The following is a 20,539-nucleotide window of genomic DNA, read 5'->3' as shown; positions in this document are numbered from 1 at the left end:
CCTGTGAATGACGGCTTTCCGCCGTTTTTGAATGTGGTTTTGTTGTTTTTATTGTTGCTTTAATCAACATTATGAATTTGAAAAAGTTGGAAAATCAACACAAAACTGTAACAAAATGTTTCGCTCAGGATTGCTAAGATGCCTGCTATTGGCACAAAACCGGCCATAATTGAGGGGGATGTGGCTTTGCGTTTGGGAAAAAAAGAGCGGCAGCGTCGTATTCTGCAAGAGTTACAGGTTCACCCTCATGTGAGAGTTGCCACACTTGCAGAGCGATTCGATGTTGCAACCGAAACCATCCGTCGTGATCTTGACGCGCTGAGCCGTGATGGATTGATCAAACGCGAGTTCGGTGGCGCATCGGCGCGGCCCATGGGCCATCAGCCCGATCTGGCAGAACGCCAGTTATCGGCGGTGGCCGGGTTTGAACGGATTGGCATGCTGGCGGCTGACATGGTGCGGTCCGGCGATGTGGCCATGATTGATGCAGGCTCAACTGTGGCCCAGATTGCGCCGTTTCTGGCGGCCCGCACGACAAAACTGCCACGCACGTTTCTGACCAATTGCTATGCGGTGGTGCATGGCATGGCCGAACTTGCCGATCATGATGATGTTTTGATGTGTCCCGGCCAGTTTGACCGTCGTGAAAACGCGGTCTATGGCAACGATACCGTCGAATATCTGCGCCGTTTCCACGCCAATATTGCCTTTATCGGAGCATCGGGAATTTCGCGGCAGGGCTTTAGTGACGTTAACCGCCGGGCGGTGGCCGTCAAACGCGCGATGATGGAACGGTCTGATGAAACCTGGCTGATGGTTGATCATACGAAGTTTGATCAACGCTATCTGGAAAATGTCGCCCCGCTTGAAGCGCTTACCGGCATCATCACGGATCGCAGACCCGAACCGGAATTCGCATCCCAGCTTGAACGGGCGGGAATACGGCTTTTGGCGTGGTGCGATGAAAAACATGGTCTGGCATGAACCGACTGGCCTGAACCGATAAATAGATCGATCAAACCGCAATTTGGTCGCGGTTGAGTTTGCGTTCGTCCTGATTCCAAACCATATTTCCCGGCACAGCGCGTTATTGTGTTGAATGCCGGGTTCCCGCCCCGGTCAGTTTGTTTCTGACACGGAGGATTATGATCGTGACCAATCCAGTGACCACCCGTACCGAACAGGACACCATGGGCGAAATTGATGTGCCTTCTGATCGGTATTGGGGGGCGCAAACCCAGCGATCCAGACAGAATTTCCGCATTGGCGGTGAACGGATGCCTGATGCCCTGATCAAGGCGTTCGGGGTTCAAAAACTGGCGGCTGCGCGCGCCAATGCCGCCCTTGATAATCTTGATCCGGAACTGGCCAAGGCGATTGAGGCTGCCGCATCCGAAGTGGCCGAAGGCAAGCTTTTGGATCACTTCCCATTGGTCGTCTGGCAGACCGGATCGGGTACCCAGACCAATATGAACACCAATGAAGTGATCGCCAACCGTGCGTGCGAAATTTTGGGCAAGCCGATGGGCAAGCGCGAACCGGTCCATCCCAATGACCACGTCAACCGCGGCCAGTCATCGAATGACAGCTTCCCGGCTGCCATGCATATCGCCGCCGTGGTCGAGATCGAGGAAAAGCTGAAACCCGCCCTTAAGCACCTGCGCACGACCCTTGGCGCCAAGGTCGAAGCATTTGGCGATATCGTTAAAATCGGCCGCACCCATATGCAGGATGCGGTTCCCCTGACCCTGGGGCAGGAATTTTCCGGCTATGCCGCGCAAATCGCACTCGGCCTTGATCGGATCGACGATGCGCTTAAGCGCCTGCGTAAACTGGCACAGGGGGGCACGGCGCTTGGTACCGGGCTGAACGCGCCGGATGGTTTTGATGTTGAGTTTGCCAAACAGGTGTCAAAAATCACTGGCCTTGAGTTTAAAACGGCGGAAAACAAGTTCGAAGCCCTGGCTGCCCATGACGCCTGTGTCGAGATGTCGGGTGTCATGAATGTGCTGGCGACGTCGCTGATGAAAATCGGTAACGATATCCGTCTGCTTGGTTCCGGGCCGCGTTGTGGTCTGGGTGAGCTTGTGCTGCCCGCCAACGAGCCGGGATCCTCGATCATGCCGGGCAAGGTCAATCCGACCCAGGCCGAGGCATTGACCATGGTCTGCGCGCAGGTGATGGGCAATCATGTTGCGGTCACGGTGGGTGGTTCGAACGGTCATCTGGACCTTAACGTGTTCAAGCCGGTGATTATTTATAACCTTCTGCAATCCATCCGCCTGATTGCCGATGCATCGGTCAGCTTTGCCGATAACTGCATCGCCGGGCTTGAGGCCGATCAGGAAAAGATCGCGCACTATGTCGAACAAAGCCTGATGCTGGTGACCGCCTTGGCGCCGCATATTGGCTATGACAATGCGGCGGCCGTGGCCAAGAAGGCGCACAAGGAACGCAGTAGCCTGAAGGAAGCCTGCATCGCGCTTGGTTTCCTCGATGGCGATCGCTTTGATGAGCTGGTCCAGGCCCGCGACATGATCTGACGTGATGTCTTAAGGTATCGAAAAACAAGGCCGGGTATCGCACCCGGCCTTATGTTTCCGCATCATGAAAAGTATCAAGGCGTCAGGACGAAACAGCCCCCGTGCAATGATCAATGTCATTGCAGGTGTGGTTTAAATCGGGCATATCCAACCCATGATCACGTGCAAACGCCATAACCGCCGTTCGGGCGGAATTTCCCTGCGCCGTGTCGTTCAGACATGGCTGGTGGCGTTTTTTGTCCTGTTTGCGGGTGTCACCCAGTCCGGGCTTGTCCCGGCATTGCTCAGCGGTCAGGCGACCGGTGTTGCAACCGCATCCGCAGCGGAAATCGCGCCGGGTGGTGATTACGTTCTGATTTGCACCCCGGCGGGCATCAAGCTTGTATCTGCTGATACGCTTGATGGTGTCGTGGCATCAAATGCGTCCGGTCAGGCCGACGAAATGCCGACCCACGCGTTTTGCCCGCTTTGTGCAAACCATCACGGGGCGATGGCGGCGATTGATTTGCCCTATGTCGCGCCGGTGCCGGTCATTCATGATGTCAGCTATGCCAAGGCGATTGCCTTTGTCGCGGTCAATGACATCCCGCGCGGTCGCCATTCCCGGGCACCCCCGGTTTCCATCTGATTTCAAAGACTGATCAAAACACGATTACTGAAATCGCAGACCTGTGGATGCAGGCTGCTTATAGGATGGAATATCATGAAAAAGCTTTTTGCAATTGTTGCGACCGTCGCGTCGCTGTTTATCGTTACCAACGCCTTTGCCGCCGATATCGAAGTCAAGGATGCCTGGGCGAAGGCATCCAAGGGCATGGTGCGCAATGGTGCGGCCTTCTTTGATGTTGTGAATACCGGTGCCGCGGACCGCATTGTTAGCGTGCGCAGTGACCTTGCAGAACGTACCGAACTTCACACCCACATCATGGAAAACAATGTCATGAAGATGCGTGAAGTTCAGGGCGGTGTTGACGTGCCGATGCATGGCTCTGTGCAGTTCAAACCGGGCAGCTATCACGTCATGTTCATTGGCCTGAACAAGCCGCTTGAAGAAGGCGAGAAAATCGACATCACGCTGGAATTCGAGAAGGCCGGTGATGTGCCTGTGACCATTGATGTTCTTAACACCATGGCGATGGGGCCGAACGGCGGTGCTGGCATGGGGCATGGTCATGGCAAGATGAAAATGAACAGCAACTAAGGTTGCGCCACCACTGAATATTCAAAGGGGGAAGGTTTGCGCCGACCCCCTTTTTTCGTCATGATGGGGCAACCAAAACGCTCGGTTACAGGGAGCCCATCATGTCTGACGACATCACTATTGACGATCTGATCGCCAAGCTTGGCCTGCAACCCCATCCGGAGGGCGGCTATTATGCCGAGACCTTCAGGGCGTTTGAAACCTGTAATCCCGGTAATCGGTATCTGGGGGTGCGCAGCACGGGGACGGCGATCTATTACCTTCTGACGCCCGACACTTTTTCAGGCATGCATATCCTGACCAGTGACGAGATTTTCCACCACTATATCGGGGATGCCGTCGAACAGCTTCAGCTGTTTGAGGACGGCACCCACAAGCGGGTCGAGATCGGCAAGGACTTGCTGGCCGGGCAGAAACCGCAAATGGTGGTGCCTAAAAATGTCTGGCAGGGGGCGCGGCTTAAACCCGGTGGCAAGTTTGCGCTTTTGGGCTGTACCGTTGCGCCGGGTTTTGATTTTGCCGATTTCTCCATGGGCAAGCGTGCGGCACTGACGGCGAAATGGCCCGCCGCGTCCGAGCTGATTGCAGCATTGACGCGCGACTGATTTTCAGGCGAAAGTACGTCGTCACCAACTTGGGGTTGTTTGGTGTGGCCACCAACCCCGGAATACAGGAATAGCCCCATGCAGCTCGACACCTGGCTTCTTTTTGCCGGGGCGGCAATCGCGTTGGCGATGGCGCCCGGTCCCAATAATCTTCTCGCGATGTTCAATGGCGCGCGGTACGGCGTATCGTCTGCTGCCGTCGGCGGTATTGGCCGTATTGTTGCCTTTGCCCTGATGATTGTGGTAACCGCGGCCGGGCTTGGTGTTGTGCTGGCCGCCAGTGAAACCGCCTTCCTTGTGATCAAATGGGGCGGGGCGGTTTATCTGGTCTGGCTTGGTCTTAAAAGCTGGTTTGCCAAGGTCAATGACAGCGATGAAACGACCGGCCCGGTCGAGCTGATGGTCAATCCGGGGCCGTTTAATCTGGCCAAGACCGAGTTCCTGACCGCGATTGGCAATCCCAAGGCGATCCTGATCTTTACGGCCTTCTTCCCGCAATTCCTTGATCCGGCAGTGGCATACGGACCGCAATTCACCGTCATGGGCGTGACATTCATTGCCATGGAAACCAGCGTTTTGCTGGCCTATGGATTGTTGGGCGGGCAGGTCAAGGGCCTGATCAAGTCAGCCCGACATATGCGGATGCTCAACCGTGTTTCGGGTACGCTTCTGGTCGGGGCGGGTGTTTTGCTTGCACTCACCGACCGGTCACGCACGACGGCCTAATTCAGGCAAGATATCCTCAGAAATGCGCAGGGGCGCAGCTTTGTTAAAAGCGCGCCCCCTTGCTCCCTTGTCTACCTGGATAGCTGTTAGGCTTTCCGGGCGATCGCCTGTTGTCAGGCGATTTCTTCGACCCGATGACACGCCACTTCGCGGCCCTCGAAATTGCGCAGTTCCGGGCGAACTTTTGCGCATTCCTCGGTCGCAAACGGGCAGCGTTTATGGAACGCACATCCCGAGGGCGGGTTGATCGGTGATGGCAGCTCGCCGGTCAGCGGTTCTGCCTTCACACGTTGTGTCGGATCGATCTTTGGTGCCGATGCCAAAAGCGCCCGTGTATAGGGGTGCAGCGGCTTGGCAAAGATCTCGTCAGTCGGTCCCTTTTCAGCGACGCGACCGAGATACATCACCATGACGTCATCTGCAATATGTCTGACGACAGAAAGATCATGCGAGATGAAAACATAGGCGACATTCATCTCTTCCTGCAGGTCCATCATCAGGTTTAGAACCTGTGCCTGCACCGATACATCAAGGGCCGAAACCGGTTCGTCCGCGACGATGACTTTCGGCTCAAGGATCAGGGCACGGGCAATCGCGATACGCTGACGCTGACCACCGGAAAACATATGCGGATAACGCTGATAGAATTCCGGACGCAGGCCAACCTTTGCCATGGTGGCATGGACGCGTTCTTCACGTTCCTTGCGGCCAAGATTATCCATGTTCAAAAGAACTGGCTCGGCCAGGATCTGGCCAACCTTTTTACGCGGGTTCAGCGACCCATACGGGTTCTGGAAGATCATCTGAACGGTGCGGCGGAACTGCTTGGCTTCCTTGTCAGACAGGTTGCCAACGGCATTGCCATTCAGTTTCAGCGCGCCCGAGGTCGGCTTTTCGATCAGGGTTAGCTGACGGCCAAGGGTCGATTTGCCACAGCCGGATTCACCGACAACCGCAAGGGTCTTTTGCGATTCAAGCGTAAAGGAAACCCCATCAAGCGCCTTGACCATGGCGCTGGGTTTGCCAAAGCCACGATTGACCTCGTAGTGACGGACAAGATCATCGGATTCCAGAAGCGGAACACCGGGTTTGGTATCCAGAAAACTCATTACACAGTCTCCCCGGTGGTCGTATCAGCGGTCAGGCCGGTCGGCTGGCCCTGATCGTTTAGCGGATAGAAGCAACGCACATCGCGGCCATTGAAGTCGGTGACCTCGGGGCGCGCTTTCACGCAGTGTTCATTGGCATAACGGCAACGCGGTGCCAGAAGGCATCCCTGCGGGCGGTCATACTGACCGGGAACCACGCCGGGGATAGTCCGAAGACGGTCATGGCCCTCGGATCGTTCCGGCAGCGCTTCGAGCAGCGCCTGCGTATAGGGATGGCGCGGGGCAGCAAAGATGCTGTCAGCCGGGCCACTTTCAAACAGCTGACCGGCATACATCACCTGAATGCGGTTGGCCGCCTCGGACACCAGTGCCAGATCGTGGGTGATCAGGATCAGGCCCATGTCGCTGTCTTCTTGCAGTTTCAGCAACAGATCAATGATTTGGGCCTGAATGGTCACATCAAGGGCCGTGGTCGGCTCGTCGGCAATCAGAAGGCGCGGGTTGCACGCAATCGCCATGGCAATGACGATACGCTGGCTCATGCCGCCCGACAGCTGATGCGGGTAGGCGGTCATGCGCGACTTCGGATCGGGAATGCCGACCTGGTTTAAAAGATCAAGCGTGCGTTCACGGCGTTGCTTCTTGTTGCCGCCTTCATGGACCTTAAGGGCCTCCATGATCTGGGCTTCGACCGTGAAGCACGGATTAAGCGCCGACATCGGATCCTGAAAGATCATGGCGATGTCTTTGCCGGTGATCTCGCGACGGCGTTTTGCCGGCATAGTGATCAGGTCCTGACCATCAAAGGTCAGGGCGTCCGCGGTCACGCGACCGGGAAAATCGATCAGACCCATTACGGCAAGCGATGAAACCGATTTACCCGAACCGGATTCCCCGACGATGCCAAGGACTTCGCCGCGATCAACAGAATAGCTTACGGAATCAACAGCACGAAACGGCTTGTCTTCGGAGCCGAACTCGACTGTCAGGTTTTTTACTTCGAGAAGAGCCATGACTTACCGTTTCATCTTGGGATCAAGGGCATCGCGCAGACCATCACCCATCAGGTTGAAGGCAAGCACGGTGACAAGGATGCAAAGGCCGGGGAAGGTGATCACCCACCAAGCGGAGCCCACAAATTCACGGGCCTCAGAGAGCATGGTGCCCCATTCCGGCAGCGGCGGCTGCGCACCAAGGCCAAGGAAGCCAAGGGCAGCAGCGTCAAGGATCGCACTTGAAATACCAAGCGTGCCCTGCACGATCAGCGGCGCCATGCAGTTCGGCAGGATGTTGACGAACATCTGGCGGACATGACCGGCACCGGCAATCTGCGATGCGATGACATATTCCTTGTTAAGTTCCGATACGACCGAGGCGCGCGTCAGGCGCACATAGTGCGGCAACTGGACGATGGCGATGGCCAGCATCGCGTTTTCAAGCCCCGGGCCGAGGATGGCAACAATCGCAAGTGCCATGATCAGGCTGGGTAGGGCCAGCATGATGTCCATCAGGCGCATGACGCCGACTTCGATCCAGCCGCGGAAGTAACCGGCAACCATACCAAGCACGATACCGGCAATCATCGACAGGATAACGACGACGACACCGATCGAAACCGACAACTGAGCGCCATGGATCAGGCGCGACAGGATGTCACGGCCAACCGCATCGGTGCCAAGGATGTAACGGGGATCGGCACCTTCCATCCAGATCGGCGGTTTCAGAAACGCGGTACGGTCCTGTGCCACCGGATCGAACGGTGCGATCCATTGTGCGGTCACGGCCAGAAACAGAATGATCGCAATGACGATCAGACCGGCAAAAGCACCGCGGTTCTTTTTGAAATAGTCCCAAGTTTCGCGCATCGGGCTCGGCGGCGCGCCGACGGGCTCAACGGCTGCTTCGGCAACGTTTGAGGCCTGTGCTGCGGACGGGGTGGTGTTCTCGCTCATCTCACAGCTCTCCTTAGCGCTTGTAACGGATACGGGGGTTAATAATCCCGTACAGAACGTCAACGATCAGGTTCACGGCCATCACAAGGAAGGCAATCATCAGAATGCCACCCTGAATGGTCGGATAGTCGCGACGGTTCATGGCTTCGATGATCCACTTGCCGATGCCCGGCCAAGAGAAAATCGTCTCCGTCAGGATTGCTCCAGCCAGCAGCACGCCGACCTGAAGGCCGATCACCGTGATCACCGGGATCAAGGCATTACGCAGCGCATGAACCATGATTACCCGCATCGGTGCCAGACCTTTGGCGCGTGCAACGCGGATATATTCTTCTCCCAGGACTTCCAGCATCGAGGAGCGTGTCATACGCGCAATCACCGCCATCGGAATAGTGCCGAGTGCGATCGTTGGCAGGATCAGATGACTAAATGCGCTGGCAAAAGCGCCTTTCTCACCACTCAGAAGGCTGTCGATCAGCATGAAGCCGGTCACCGGTTCAAAGAAGAACATGACCGATATTCGACCCGAGACCGGCGTCCAGCCCAAGGTGGTCGAGAAGAACATGATCAGAAGCAGCGCCCACCAGAAAATCGGCATCGAATAGCCCGTCAGGGATATAGACATCGTAAGGTGGTCAACCCATTTGCCGCGATGAATAGCAGCCAGAACCCCCAACGGCACACCAAGTACCACGGCGAAAAGAATGCCCATAATGGCGAGTTCGACTGTTGCCGGGAACAGAGTCAGAAATTCTTCGATAACAGGCCTTTTGGTAACAAATGATTTTCCAAGGTCGCCTTGAAATACGCCCATCAGGTAATCGAAATATTGCACAATGATCGGTTGATCAAAGCCGTATTGAACCTGAAGTTCTGCATATCGTTCCGCATCTATGCCGCGTTCGCCGGCCAGCATCAAAATGGGATCACCGGGAATTAGGCGGATCAGGAAAAATACCAAAAGGGTGACACCGAAGAAGGTCGGGATGATGTCCCCCAAACGGCGAAACAGGAATCCTAGCATGCCATCGGGCCTTTATTGTGTCCGCGTGCAAACCGGGTGCAGGCGGACGTCTCTCTCTTTTGCGAAATTGCAAAGAGGCCCGGAAAACCGGGCCTCTCTGATCAGGTTTTGATACGCTTATTCAGCGAGATCTACACCATAGAAGATGTGACCACCGAACGGATCGATTTTGTAGTCAACAACTTCGTTACGGATCGGTTCAAACACGATTGAGTGTGCAATGGTTGCCCACGGTGCTTCGCGTTTGAAGACAACCTGTGCTTCTTCATACAGGCGGGTACGCTCGAGAACGTCCGAGGTGGTTTTCGCCTGCTGAATCAGGTTCTCGAATTCGTCGTTGCACCAGCGGGCACGGTTCGAACCGCCAACTGCGTCACAACCCAGAAGGACTGCGAGGAAGTTGTCGGGGTCACCGTTGTCACCGGTCCAACCGATCAGGAAGGTGCTCTGTTCGCCTTTCTTGGTGCGCTCAAGATACTCGCCCCACTCATAGGAAACGATCTCGGCTTGCACGCCAACCTTTGCCCAGTCAGCCTGAATCAGCTCCGCCATACGACGAGCATTCGGGTTGTATGGACGCTGGACCGGCATCGCCCAAATGTCGGTGGTGAAGCCTTCCGGGAAACCGGCTTCTGCCAGCATGGCTTTTGCTGCTTCCGGATCATAAGGATCATCAACAATGTCGTTGTTGTATGACCAGATGGTCGGCGGCAACGGGTTCTTTGCTTTGGAACCTGCGCCCTGGAATACAGCTTCAATAATAGCGTCTTTGTTGATCGCCATATTCAGAGCCTTGCGGACTTTGACGTCCGTGAACGGTTCTTTCTCGGTGTTGTAGCCGAGCCAGCCAACGTTCAGACCTTCCTGGCTGAGCAAGTTGATGTCGGCATCTGCTTCCATCTCTTCGAGATCAGCCGGGTTCGGATAAGGCATCACATGACATTCGCCAGCTTTCAGCTTCTGATAACGCACAGAGCTGTCCGGGGTGATTGCGAAGATCAGGTTATCGATGGCTGCTTTGCCTTCCCAGTATTCCGGGAATGCCTTGTAACGGATAACCGCATCTTTCTGATAGGCAACGAGCTGGAACGGACCGGTGCCGACCGGGTTCAGGTCAACCATCTCCGGGGTGCCTGCTTCCATCATCTTGTCAGCATATTCAGCCGACAGAACAGATGCGAAGTCCATGGCCATATTGGCGATGAACGGTGCTTCCGGACGGTTCAAAACGAACTTGACGGTGTAATCGTCGACTTTGACGATGTCCTTGATCAGGTCCGGCATCGACATGCCGTTGAAGTACTCGTAAGAACCGCCAGAGACACCGTGATACGGATGTTCTTTATCAAACTGACGCATGAAGGTGAAAATCACGTCATCAGCATTGAAATCGCGGGTCGGGGTGAAGTCTTCGGTGGTGTGGAATTTCACGCCTTCACGCAGGTTGAAGGTATATTCCTGACCATCTGCCGAAACGTCCCAGCTGGTCGCGAGACCCGGAACGATGGTGGTGGTACCGCGCTTGAACTGTACCAGGCGGTTGAAGACCTGACGCGAAGACGCATCGAAGGTCGTGCCCGCAGTGTAAAGCGACGGGTTGAAGCCTTCCGGGCTTGCTTCCGAGCAATATACCAGGGTTTTTGCCGAAGCGGCAGTCGGAGCAGCAAGTGCGGTGGCTGCAAGCAGGCCTGCACCAAGTGCCACTTTGACGAAATTCGCTTTCATTAAATGCCTCCCTCAAGGCTGGTCCGAGCAAATCAATGCTGTCCGCGTGACATTTGATCCGGTCACGTTTGACAGCATATTTTGCAACGGACGAGGTTTACCCGATCCAACAGGTATGAATGTTGGCAATCGACGAGGGAAAGTAATCAGGGTTTCTGCGTATCGTCAACGGTTCCTGCGGGATTTTACGTAGTGCGGCCGCAGGTTCGAATGATGAATTTAAGTCAAGTATTTGTTATTTTTATGAAATTCACTGTCCGGTTTCATCATTGCAGCAGTGCATTTTTTTCAAGGCTCGGCGGGTAAAATCGGTAAATCACGTGTTTAAAATGTGCTTTTAAACGATTCATATCTTATTGAATCATAATGATTCGTTTGATTTCACGCGGCCTTTTAGCCTCAATTTCTACCCTAGAGTGGTATTGAGTTTGGTGATTTGCACGATATCCGCGTTCCACGCCGCAACAAATCGATAAACATCCGCGCCAAGCGATGGCCAGCCGTGGAACATCAGGCCGGCATCACGCAATTTTCCGGCAAGATCCGGGGACATTTTGACAAACAGCTCATTGCCCTCTGCCGCATGCGTAAGTGACGCGCCCTGTTTGATCAGGACGTCGGCAAGGGCCTGCGCTGCTGCGTTGGCATGGCCGGCATTTTTCAGCCAGACATCATCCTTGATATAGGCCAGAAGCTGGGTCGCCAGGTAGCGGTGCTTGGAATGCAGATGGCCACTGCGTTTGCGCGCCTGCTCGATCCGGGGTTTCAGGCTGGTGTCAAAAAGAACAATGGCATCAACCGCCATGGCACCATTTTTGGTCGCGCCAAAGCTGATGGCGTCGACGCCGGCCTTCCAGGTGACATCGGCCGGATGGCATTTGAGATGTGCCATCGCGTTGGCAAAACGCGCCCCGTCCATAAACAGGCGCATGTCATGCTTGCGGCAGACCTCGCCAATCGCCTTGACCTCATCGACCTTGTAAACCGAACCAAGTTCGGTCGCCTGTGTGATCGCCACACATTCAGGCGACACCGAATGCACACCGCGATCAACCAGACCGCTGACAAAGCCATCAAGGCCATCTGCTTCAAGCTTTGCTGCCGGGCCATCCATCGGCAAAAGCTTCGCGCCGCCCGTGAAGAAGGCAACGCCGGTGCTTTCATCCTCGTTGATGTGGGCTTCGTGGTGGCAAACCACCCCGCCATAGGGCGAAACAAGCTCAGATAAGCTGATGCAGTTTGCCGCAGTACCGGTTGTAACCGGAATGACGGCAACTTCCTTGTCAAACAGTTCGGAAAAGGCAGCATCGAGTTGCTGACTGAGCGCGTCGCCGCCATAGGCCGGCGCATTGACAGACGCGTCCTTTGTCAGGGCTTCCAGAATTTCCGGGCAAAAGGGCGATACATTGTCCGAGGCAAAATTCATCTTAAATCTCGTCGTTTTTTGGTGGCATTGGGGCGGTGATATCACATGCAACTTCGCGGCATGGCAAGGCTGCGCTATTGACCAACGGTTTCCGGTAAGGCTTCGATCATCTCGATCGGACTGTTCCAGGCACAGACAAATCGATAGGCATCCGGACCAAGCGACGGCCAGGGGCGGAATACAATACGCGCCTCGCGGAGCTTTTCTGCCAACGCATTGGTCATGTGAATGAACAACTCATTCCCCTGGGGGGCAAAGGCGGGCGTTGCGCCCATGCTTGAAAGCGATTTGGCGAGTGCCGTTGCTGCCGCGTTGGCATGACGGGCATTGCGCAGCCACAGGTCATCTTCAAGATAGGCCAGAAGCTGTGCAGCAAGATAGCGATGCTTGGAAAACAGATGACCACCTCGCTTGCGGTTCAGTTCCGTTTTGCGCCGGAGTTCCGGATCAAACAATATGATCGCATCAACAGCCAACGCACCGTTCTTGGTGGCGCCAAAGCTCAGGACATCAACACCCGCTTTCCATGTGATTTCAGATGGGTGGCAATCAAGGGCGGCAACCGCATTGGCAAAGCGCGCCCCATCCATGAAAAGCCGCATATCGTGTTTTTGGCAAACCGACCCAATCGCCTGAATTTCATCAACGCAATAGACGGTTCCGAACTCGGTACTTTGCGTGATCGCAACACATTCCGGATCAACTGAATGCATGCCGTTTGAAACATGGTTGGTCAAATAGGCATCCAGTGCGTCGGCTTCGATCTTTGCCGACGGCCCGTCAATCCCCAGCAACTTTGCCCCGCCGCCGTAAAAGGCAACACCGGTGGATTCCGTGACATTGATATGGGCGTGGTGATGACAGACCACGCCGCCAAACGGCGACACCAGCCCCGAAAGCCCGATGACGTTGGCCGCCGTTCCGGTTGCAACCGGCACTACGGATACATCACGCCCGAACAATTCTGAAAAAGCGGCATCAAGCTTTTGGCTTTTGTCATCCGCGCCATAGGGCAGGGCGCTGGCATCGCTTTCGGCGGCGATGGCCGCAAGTATTTCCGGGCAGATCGGGGTGACATTGTCTGATGAAAAATTCATTGGGGCCTCAAAGGGATGACGTAAAAAGGCGCACAGTTCGGCAAGTTAATGCTGTTTGGTGGTTGGCCAAGATTGTTTGGATTTTGCGTGCTTGGCAAGTCAGCTATTTGCTGGTGGCGACAAACACGCCATCCCAATCGGCTGGTGGCGGCGTTTCTCTGAACAGAGCAATGCGGCTGGCGTAAAGATCATAAAGGTCGCCAAGCTTCGCAAAATCGCTTGATGCCTGCTGGCATTCTGCGATCAAATTTTCGGCCTCATCCCAGTTTCGGGCGCGATAGGCCGAAAGCATGGCCGCGTGCAGATCGGCGAAGTTTTTGAACTGCGCTGATGCCGCCATGTCCTTATCGCCCAGCAGGGTAAAGATATGCAGCGCTTCGCTTTTGCCCTTAACGGTGATCAAATCGAGTTCGATCAGTGCGAAATCATCATCAACCCGTGTGGCAACATCCTCGCCCAGCACGACATTGACGCCATAGTTCTTTGATTGTCCCTCGAGCCGGGAAGCGAGGTTGACCGCATCGCCCAGCACCGAATAATCAAAGCGCTGATCCGATCCCATATTGCCGACAAGACAATCACCGCAATTGATCCCTATGCCAACATTAAGCGGCAGGAAGGCTTCATTGGCCTGTTCTGCTTCCTGTTTGCGTTCGTCATTGAGCTTTTCAAGCGCATGTCGCATCGCAAGCGCGCTGTCACAGGCATTATGGGCATGGTTTTCAACATCCAGCGGCGCGTTCCAGAACGCCATAATGCAGTCGCCCATATATTTATCAATCGTGCCCTCACGGTTCAGGATGCAGTCCGTTAGTGGTGTGAGAAGCCGGTTGATCAGGCGTGTCAGGCCTTGCGGATTGGATTTGAAACCTTCGGATATGGCGGTAAATCCGCGGACATCACAGAACATCAGGGTCATGTCACGGGTTTCGCCGCCCAGTTTCAGACGTTCGGGATGTTCGGCCAGTTGCGCCACCAATGCCGGTGACAGATAGTTGGCAAAGGCTGCGCGCACCTTACGGCGTTCGCCCTCGGTCCGCATGAAACCAAGCGAACTGGTTGCAAGATAGACGGCTGCCAAACCGACAATCGGATAGAGCGGATCGATAAGGACGAGTTTATGTGAGTAGGCCCACCAGGAAATGCCAATTGCGCTGGTGGCAATCGCCAGACCAATCACCGCCGGCCACACCGCACCAAGCCGTGGGACTGCCAGAATGAAGAACATGCCGATGATCAGAAGGACCAGCATTTCGACTTCCGCCGCCCAATAGGGACGGGTCAGGAAATGTTCAATCAGCATCTGTTCAAGCATCTCGGCATGGACTTCGACCCCCGGGATCACGCGATCAAGCGGGGTGGAGCGCAAATCAAGCAACCCGGCCGCACTCGTCCCCAGCAGGACCATTTTATTTTGCAGGATGTCGGTTCCGATTGATCCGTTGAGGATATCTGTCGCCGAAAGATATCGGTCTTTCTGATGGCCGGTAAAATGCACCCACATATACCCGGCGCGATCCGTCGGGATGGTCAGGGCGCCAACACGAACGGACGCAATGCCTTCCGCGTTGGTCCAGCGCGTACTGCCGCTCGCCCCGGACATCCGTACCAGCATGGTCTTGGGGGCATTCTGTAAAACGCGCAACATCTCAAGGCTGAGCGTCGGATAGACCGGCTTGCCAATGCCTGGCTGTTCATGATCGATGGCGGCCATCAAAGGCACACGGCGTACAATCCCGTCCTGACCCGGCGAGACGTTGACCAGCGCATTGCCGGTCGCTGCCGCCTCGATAATATCAAGGTTTCTGGCTGCACTTGGCAAGACCGGAACGAAATCCGAAAGCGTGCGACCTGCTTCGCCGGCTGCACTGAAGTTCCCGACCTGGCGGGGAAGGGCATCAAACTCGCCATTGCGGAGCTGAACCGCGGTGACCACGTTGCCTGTACCCTTGATGAATTGGGCAAATAGCTGATCGTGATCTGGCAAGGCCTTTGCCATTTCCGCAATACGATCACGTTCGGTGCTTTGCGGCCAATCGTCGATCACGCGTGATGGCGATGTACGATCAGGCTCGGCAAAAACCATATCAAAGCCAACGACAAGCGCCCCATTGGCGCGCAGGCGATAAAGCAATTCCGAAAGCTTGGTGCGCGGCCATGGCCATTGGCCCTCGCTTGCCAAGCTGCGCTCATCAATATCGACAATCCGAACCCCGACATCTTCATAAGCGCGCGGTGCAATTTGTTGATAAAAATCGAAAACCGTTAAACGCAGCTGATCAATCACCGGTACATTCTGCCAACGCAAAACGATGCAGGTGAACAATATGGCCAGCGGAGCGGTGTATTGCAGCCCGGTCAAAAGAACGGGTTTGCTGAGGTGCTTGACCATTCAGACTTCCGTCTGCCGTACAAAACTATTCAAGCGTTGCGCTGCCGTCGGTGCCTTCAGTATGGTTGGTAGTCGACACATTAAACTCTACGTTATGGGCATCTTTAAACTTTGCCGTCGCGTTGCATCCCATATTTTGACAGTTAGCATCATACGAAAAATCACCGCTTGTAAACTCTACGGTTCCTGACTTGTTGAGATAGTCAACTAAGGTTGGCGCGCTGTTCACGTCACCGATGTCAGCTGAACCCAACGGGCCTGTATCGTTTATTTGAATGTTCGAAAAGTAGACAGTAATCTTGTGATTTGCGTAGTCCACGGTCGAGACGAAGCTGTAATCCACATTAGCGCCATCAACGTTGATCGTACCAGTCGTTGCGCTACCACTCGTTACCTGACGAAGCCCGTCATAGGTAAATGGTCCCGAAGAACTTGATGAAGCGCTTTGCGTATTGTTGTTCAGGATGGTCGTGGTTTCAGCGACGTTTGCGGCGCTGTTGACTGTTCCAATTTGCGCCATGGCGACGTCAACGGCCTGCGCGCTGGTTGCGCCGGTCTGGTTTTGGGCCTGTCCGGTTTGCTGGCTGGTGACAACAGGCTGCTGTGTGGTGGATGAGGTCGAGCTTGCACCTGACCCGGAATCCGAGCCACCACCAAGTGATGCGGTGCGGACAACGTTTGCCGAAAAATCAAAAGTTGCGGCACTGGTCGGGAAACGTGTGGGCGTGGTGACGTTGCTGTCTGAGACAAAGACACCGAAGTTTTCGCCGGTCACACTTTGTGAGCCGCCATTCTGGTTAAAGGCGGCAAAGGCGCCGGGCCGTGACGTCGTGTCATTGCGCGACAGGCCGGGTCCTTGGTTTACTGCCATGAAAACCAGCTGGTTTGCAGTGTTTGCGTCGGTGGTATCAAAACTGCCCGGTACGATCTCGTTTGCCTGTTCGGCGGTCATGGAGCGGATCAGGCCAATGGTGCCGCGAATACCAATCGATCCAACTGGCAGGTTCACATCCATGCTTGATGGATTGTTGAGCGGGATTTTGCCGGTGACAAAGCGCATCACGCCCTTGGCCATATCGGCGACAATGCGTCCGTCGCCAGTGGCCGGGTCATAAACGAACTCGTCAATTGCAACATCGCTGTTCGGGCCGATGGTAAAGACTGTCTCGTCAAGCAACAGCACCTGCATGCCCGAGTTGGCTGACGTGACGATCCGATCCCCCAGATAGACCGGCATGCCGCTTTCGACCAGAATGCCGACTTCGCCGGTGACTTTGGAAAGTGTGATTTCGCCGGTTACAGCGGCCGAGACGCCCGCCATTTCGGCTTCAAGTTCTGCACTGGCGGGTTTTGGCGCCATAAAGACTGTTGCGGCAATCAAAGGTGCGCAAAGCAACGTTGCGCCAGCAAGTCGACAGATTGTTGCAGTCGATTTCAGGGGCGAATATTTGGCCATTTGCATCACTAGAACTCCCAGCGGCGAGTCAGAAATACCTGTGCACGTGCGTTATGGTATTCGTAGTTGGGAATGTTTGATTTTGTGTTCAGATACTCACCGGTGACCGACCAGTTGATCGGTGCCAGAAAGCCAAGTATCTGATTTGCCGTTTTGCTATCCCCAAACAAGTCGGTCGGCAAGATCGTCGAAAGCGGTGCACCGTATGTCAGGCGGGTCCGAGTACTGCGATCCGTGCGATGTTGCGGCGAATTGCCGGTCGTCAGAAAATCCGGATCCCGGTACTGGTCCATGCCATAGCGAATACTTCCGCTGATGTAACTTCCCCCGCCAAACAGATAAGCATGGATCAGCTCGCCGCTCAAGCTATTGTAACTATAATAGTTTCTGGCGGCATCCTTCATCCCGGCCGCAAAATTCACCGTCGTACGATGATTTGGCGACCAATTGTAGTTGCCGCCGATCCGTGCGCCATAGCGCTGCCCCGAATGCAGGCGAAGCGCACTGGATTCAGATGTGTTGTGGTATCGCTCGTCAGAATAGCTGATATCACCGTTGAGGTTAAAGAACGGGCGCACGTTCCAATCCAGCCGCAGACGGCCGGTCCTGGCGGTCAGGTACTTTTCGCGCGAAAGCGACTGCGCGGTCTGGCTGAGTGTCGGGGTCAGCATCCAGTATCCGCCGCGAATATGTGTGCCGATTTCAGCCGAAAAGGATCCAAGGTCCAGCGCGTCAAGCTGGACCTGGTCACTGCCATAGCCGGTTAAACTTGCAAAAACCTCGTGGCCTTCCTGATAGCCAAGGTCATAGCTGACGTCGTAGCGAAGCGCCCCGATATAGGCGATGTCGTTATTGGGTTTGTCGCCGCTTGCGGTGATGGTCGTCGGTGTGCCGGTCAAAAGCTGGACCTTGTCGTTCGGGGCCGCGTTGCGGTTGCTATCGATCTGGCTTCCCAGTGTCAGGGTCAGGCTTTGTGACAGGCGCTTGCGGCGGCGCTCGATGGCGCTGACATACTGACGGATATTGGCTTCGACATCTGGCGAGATATCCATTTGCAACAGCCGATCAAACTGGCTGCGGGCCTCGTCTAGGCTATCAAGGCGATAAAGAACAATCGCGTAATAAAGCCGCACCGGTGCCAGATCCGGGTCCAGAACAAGAATGCGTTCAAGGGTTGCGGATGCCCCGCGGACGTCACCACGCGCCAGCTGCGCCTTGGCCCAGCGGAAGTTGAGGACGATGTCATCGGGATTTGCAAGGATGTCGGCATAGGTAATGTCACCGCCATCATCAGTGCTCAGCAGAAAGTTCGCCCGTGCGGTTACGTCGGTGAGTCGCTCGAAATCTTCGGAAAACTGGCGTGCTTCATCTGTGCGCACATCAATGCTTTGCTGTGCGCTTACCGCGGTTGTTCCGATTGCAAGCGACGTTAGACCCGCTGCAATCAGCGCGGTAACGTACTGCCATCTGCCTGTCGTCAAACTGCTTTCCTACCATTGGCAGGTCACGACCGTCATCGGGTGCACGGAATGTCAGCATAAATTTTGGCGACGAAACCCGAATGGCGACCATAACCTGTTTGGAAACGATCAAATCAGATTATGGTCTTTGAAAAGACAGGGATAGCCATTCGGCAGGTTGGTGTTGCCATGTGTGGATGGATAGTATTTCGCACCTTGCGTATAGTAAATTTATCGAAAGGTGGTTTTGCTCCTATCCATAGGTCACCCAAGGTTATACTGCGGTCCCGCCGACGGTCAGACCATCAATGCGGAGCGTCGGTTGGCCGACACCAACAGGAACACCTTGCCCGTCCTTGCCACAGGTGCCGATGCCATCATCAAGCGCCATGTCGTTGCCGATCATGGACACCTTGGTCAGGCTGTCCGGGCCGTTGCCAATCAGGGTCGCGCCCTTGACCGGTGCGCCAAGTTTGCCATCCTCGATCAGATAGGCTTCGGAGGCCGAAAACACGAATTTACCCGATGTAATATCGACCTGACCGCCGCCAAAGTTGACGGCATAGATGCCCTTTTTGACCGAGGCCAGAATTTCTTCCGGCTCCTTGTCGCCACCGAGCATATAAGTGTTGGTCATGCGTGGCATCGGGGCGTGGGCATAGGACTGACGACGTCCATTACCGGTGGATTTGACACCGGTCAGGCGCGCGTTCAGGCGATCCTGCATAAAGCCCTTGAGGATGCCATCCTCGATCAGGACGGTTTTCTGGGTCGGTGTGCCTTCATCATCAATCGAAAGCGATCCGCGGCGGTCATGGATGGTGCCATCATCAACCACCGTCACACCCGGCGATGCGATCCGCTGGCCCAGCAGCCCGGCAAAGGCAGACGTGCCCTTGCGGTTAAAATCACCTTCAAGTCCGTGACCAATTGCCTCGTGCAAAAGAATTCCCGGCCAACCCGGTCCAAGCACCACGGTCATTTCACCAGCCGGGGCGGCAACAGAATCAAGGTTCACAACCGCCTGACGGAGTGATTCATCAACCGCTTTTTTCCAGGTTTTTTCATCAAAGAACCCGTCATAGCCAATACGCCCGCCTTCGCCGTGCGATCCGGTTTCCATGCGATCGCCCTGTTTGACAACGACCGAGACGTTGAAACGGACCAGGGGACGAATATCGCCAATACGCTGCCCGCCGGAACGCCAGATCTGAACTGCCTGCCAGTTTCCGGAAATTGATGCCGAAACCTGAACAACACGCGGGTCACGCGACCGGGCATAGGCATCAATCTGGGCTAGAAGGTCAACCTTGGCCTCAAAGGTTGCTTCACCCAGCGGGTTCACATCGGAATAAAGCGATACATTGGTGCCGATCGATCCCAGATCGACTTTGCCCGAGCGGCCCGATCCAACCGCCTTGACGGTTTCGGCGGCGCGGGCAACCGCGTCATTGGACAATTCATTGGAATGCGAAAAGGCGGTGGCTTCATCCGCAACAGCACGCAGACCAAACCCCTGTGCGGTGTCAAAGTTGGCACTGCGCAAGCGCCCATCATCCCAGACAAGGCTCTCGGATTGGCGATATTCAAGGAAGAGTTCCCCGTCTTCAGAAGTGCTAAGCGCATCATTGACCTGTGATTCAAGCCGGTCGCGATCGAGATCGCCCTTGGCGAAAAACAGATTGTCGGTGGTGCGAAGATCGGTCATGGAACCTCCTTGGGGCCGGAATTGTTCGGCCAGAGAAAATGTCTTTCCCTGTATAATATTCCAGTTAAGGCAGTATTTTCCCTTACTCAATTTAGGGTTTCTGATGCCTTCGACT

At 55.2% G+C, this 20,539-nt stretch carries 17 protein-coding genes; 6 read left to right on the top strand and 11 right to left on the bottom strand.

Translation table 11 applies throughout. The features are described from left to right. The first annotated feature begins 138 nt into the window (after positions 1-138). From DY252_RS17955 to DY252_RS17930, 6 genes are all read left to right on the top strand, one after another. On the top strand, positions 139-984 hold the full coding sequence (locus DY252_RS17955; protein ID WP_064782141.1) for a DeoR/GlpR family DNA-binding transcription regulator: 846 nt from the start codon (positions 139-141) through the stop codon (positions 982-984). A 161-nt stretch (positions 985-1,145) separates the two neighbouring features. Further along, positions 1,146-2,543, top strand: coding sequence for a class II fumarate hydratase (fumC, locus tag DY252_RS17950; RefSeq protein WP_064788940.1), 1,398 nt, complete (start codon positions 1,146-1,148; stop codon positions 2,541-2,543). Between the two features lie 154 nt (positions 2,544-2,697). Next, positions 2,698-3,171 (top strand): DUF2946 family protein, encoded by a 474-nt coding sequence (locus tag DY252_RS17945; RefSeq protein WP_064788939.1) that lies wholly within the window; start codon positions 2,698-2,700, stop codon positions 3,169-3,171. A 75-nt stretch (positions 3,172-3,246) separates the two neighbouring features. Continuing rightward, the gene (locus DY252_RS17940) at positions 3,247-3,744 is read left to right on the top strand and encodes a copper chaperone PCu(A)C (RefSeq protein WP_064788938.1); all 498 of its coding nucleotides are present in this window, start codon (positions 3,247-3,249) and stop codon (positions 3,742-3,744) included. Between the two features lie 101 nt (positions 3,745-3,845). Continuing rightward, entirely contained in the window at positions 3,846-4,349 is a 504-nt protein-coding gene (locus tag DY252_RS17935; RefSeq protein ID WP_064782137.1) for a cupin domain-containing protein, read from the top strand. 78 nt (positions 4,350-4,427) lie between these two features. Then, positions 4,428-5,075 carry a LysE family translocator gene (locus DY252_RS17930; RefSeq protein WP_008891558.1) on the top strand — a complete coding sequence of 216 codons (648 nt, stop codon included), beginning with the start codon at positions 4,428-4,430 and terminating at the stop codon, positions 5,073-5,075. A gap of 113 nt (positions 5,076-5,188) precedes the next feature. Here DY252_RS17930 and DY252_RS17925 read toward each other — a convergent pair whose 3' ends face one another. From DY252_RS17925 to tldD, 11 genes are all read right to left on the bottom strand, one after another. Next, entirely contained in the window at positions 5,189-6,184 is a 996-nt protein-coding gene (locus tag DY252_RS17925; RefSeq protein WP_008891559.1) for a peptide ABC transporter ATP-binding protein, read from the bottom strand. Continuing rightward, a complete protein-coding gene (dppD, locus tag DY252_RS17920; protein ID WP_063087345.1) occupies positions 6,184-7,197 on the bottom strand; it encodes a dipeptide ABC transporter ATP-binding protein in 1,014 nt (337 codons plus the stop codon). The genes DY252_RS17925 and dppD overlap by 1 nt, the downstream gene beginning before the upstream one ends. A 3-nt stretch (positions 7,198-7,200) precedes the next feature. Then, complete coding sequence (locus DY252_RS17915; RefSeq protein WP_064782134.1) at positions 7,201-8,136, bottom strand: ABC transporter permease subunit; 936 nt, start codon at positions 8,134-8,136, stop codon at positions 7,201-7,203. A 13-nt stretch (positions 8,137-8,149) separates the two neighbouring features. Further along, positions 8,150-9,160, bottom strand: coding sequence for an ABC transporter permease subunit (locus DY252_RS17910; protein WP_064788937.1), 1,011 nt, complete (start codon positions 9,158-9,160; stop codon positions 8,150-8,152). Between the two features lie 117 nt (positions 9,161-9,277). Then, positions 9,278-10,885 (bottom strand): ABC transporter substrate-binding protein, encoded by a 1,608-nt coding sequence (locus DY252_RS17905; RefSeq protein ID WP_064788936.1) that lies wholly within the window; start codon positions 10,883-10,885, stop codon positions 9,278-9,280. 406 nt (positions 10,886-11,291) lie between these two features. Further along, positions 11,292-12,311 (bottom strand): threonine aldolase family protein, encoded by a 1,020-nt coding sequence (locus DY252_RS17900; protein WP_064788935.1) that lies wholly within the window; start codon positions 12,309-12,311, stop codon positions 11,292-11,294. A gap of 74 nt (positions 12,312-12,385) precedes the next feature. After that, complete coding sequence (locus tag DY252_RS17895) at positions 12,386-13,408, bottom strand: threonine aldolase family protein (RefSeq protein WP_064788934.1); 1,023 nt, start codon at positions 13,406-13,408, stop codon at positions 12,386-12,388. Positions 13,409-13,511: 103 nt separating this feature from the next. Next, on the bottom strand, positions 13,512-15,800 hold the full coding sequence (locus DY252_RS22715; protein ID WP_064788933.1) for a CHASE2 domain-containing protein: 2,289 nt from the start codon (positions 15,798-15,800) through the stop codon (positions 13,512-13,514). 25 nt (positions 15,801-15,825) lie between these two features. Beyond that, complete coding sequence (locus DY252_RS17885; RefSeq protein WP_064788932.1) at positions 15,826-17,262, bottom strand: FecR family protein; 1,437 nt, start codon at positions 17,260-17,262, stop codon at positions 15,826-15,828. 2 nt (positions 17,263-17,264) lie between these two features. Continuing rightward, positions 17,265-18,737 (bottom strand): tetratricopeptide repeat protein, encoded by a 1,473-nt coding sequence (locus tag DY252_RS17880; protein WP_064788931.1) that lies wholly within the window; start codon positions 18,735-18,737, stop codon positions 17,265-17,267. A gap of 253 nt (positions 18,738-18,990) precedes the next feature. Continuing rightward, complete coding sequence (gene tldD / locus DY252_RS17875; protein ID WP_064788930.1) at positions 18,991-20,424, bottom strand: metalloprotease TldD; 1,434 nt, start codon at positions 20,422-20,424, stop codon at positions 18,991-18,993. Positions 20,425-20,539 lie beyond the last annotated feature (115 nt).

Source organism: Thalassospira indica (assembly GCF_003403095.1).
GTDB lineage: Bacteria > Pseudomonadota > Alphaproteobacteria > Rhodospirillales > Thalassospiraceae > Thalassospira > Thalassospira indica.
The sequence above is the reverse complement of the archived record's forward strand: the minus strand, read 5'-3'. Positions and strand labels throughout refer to the sequence as shown.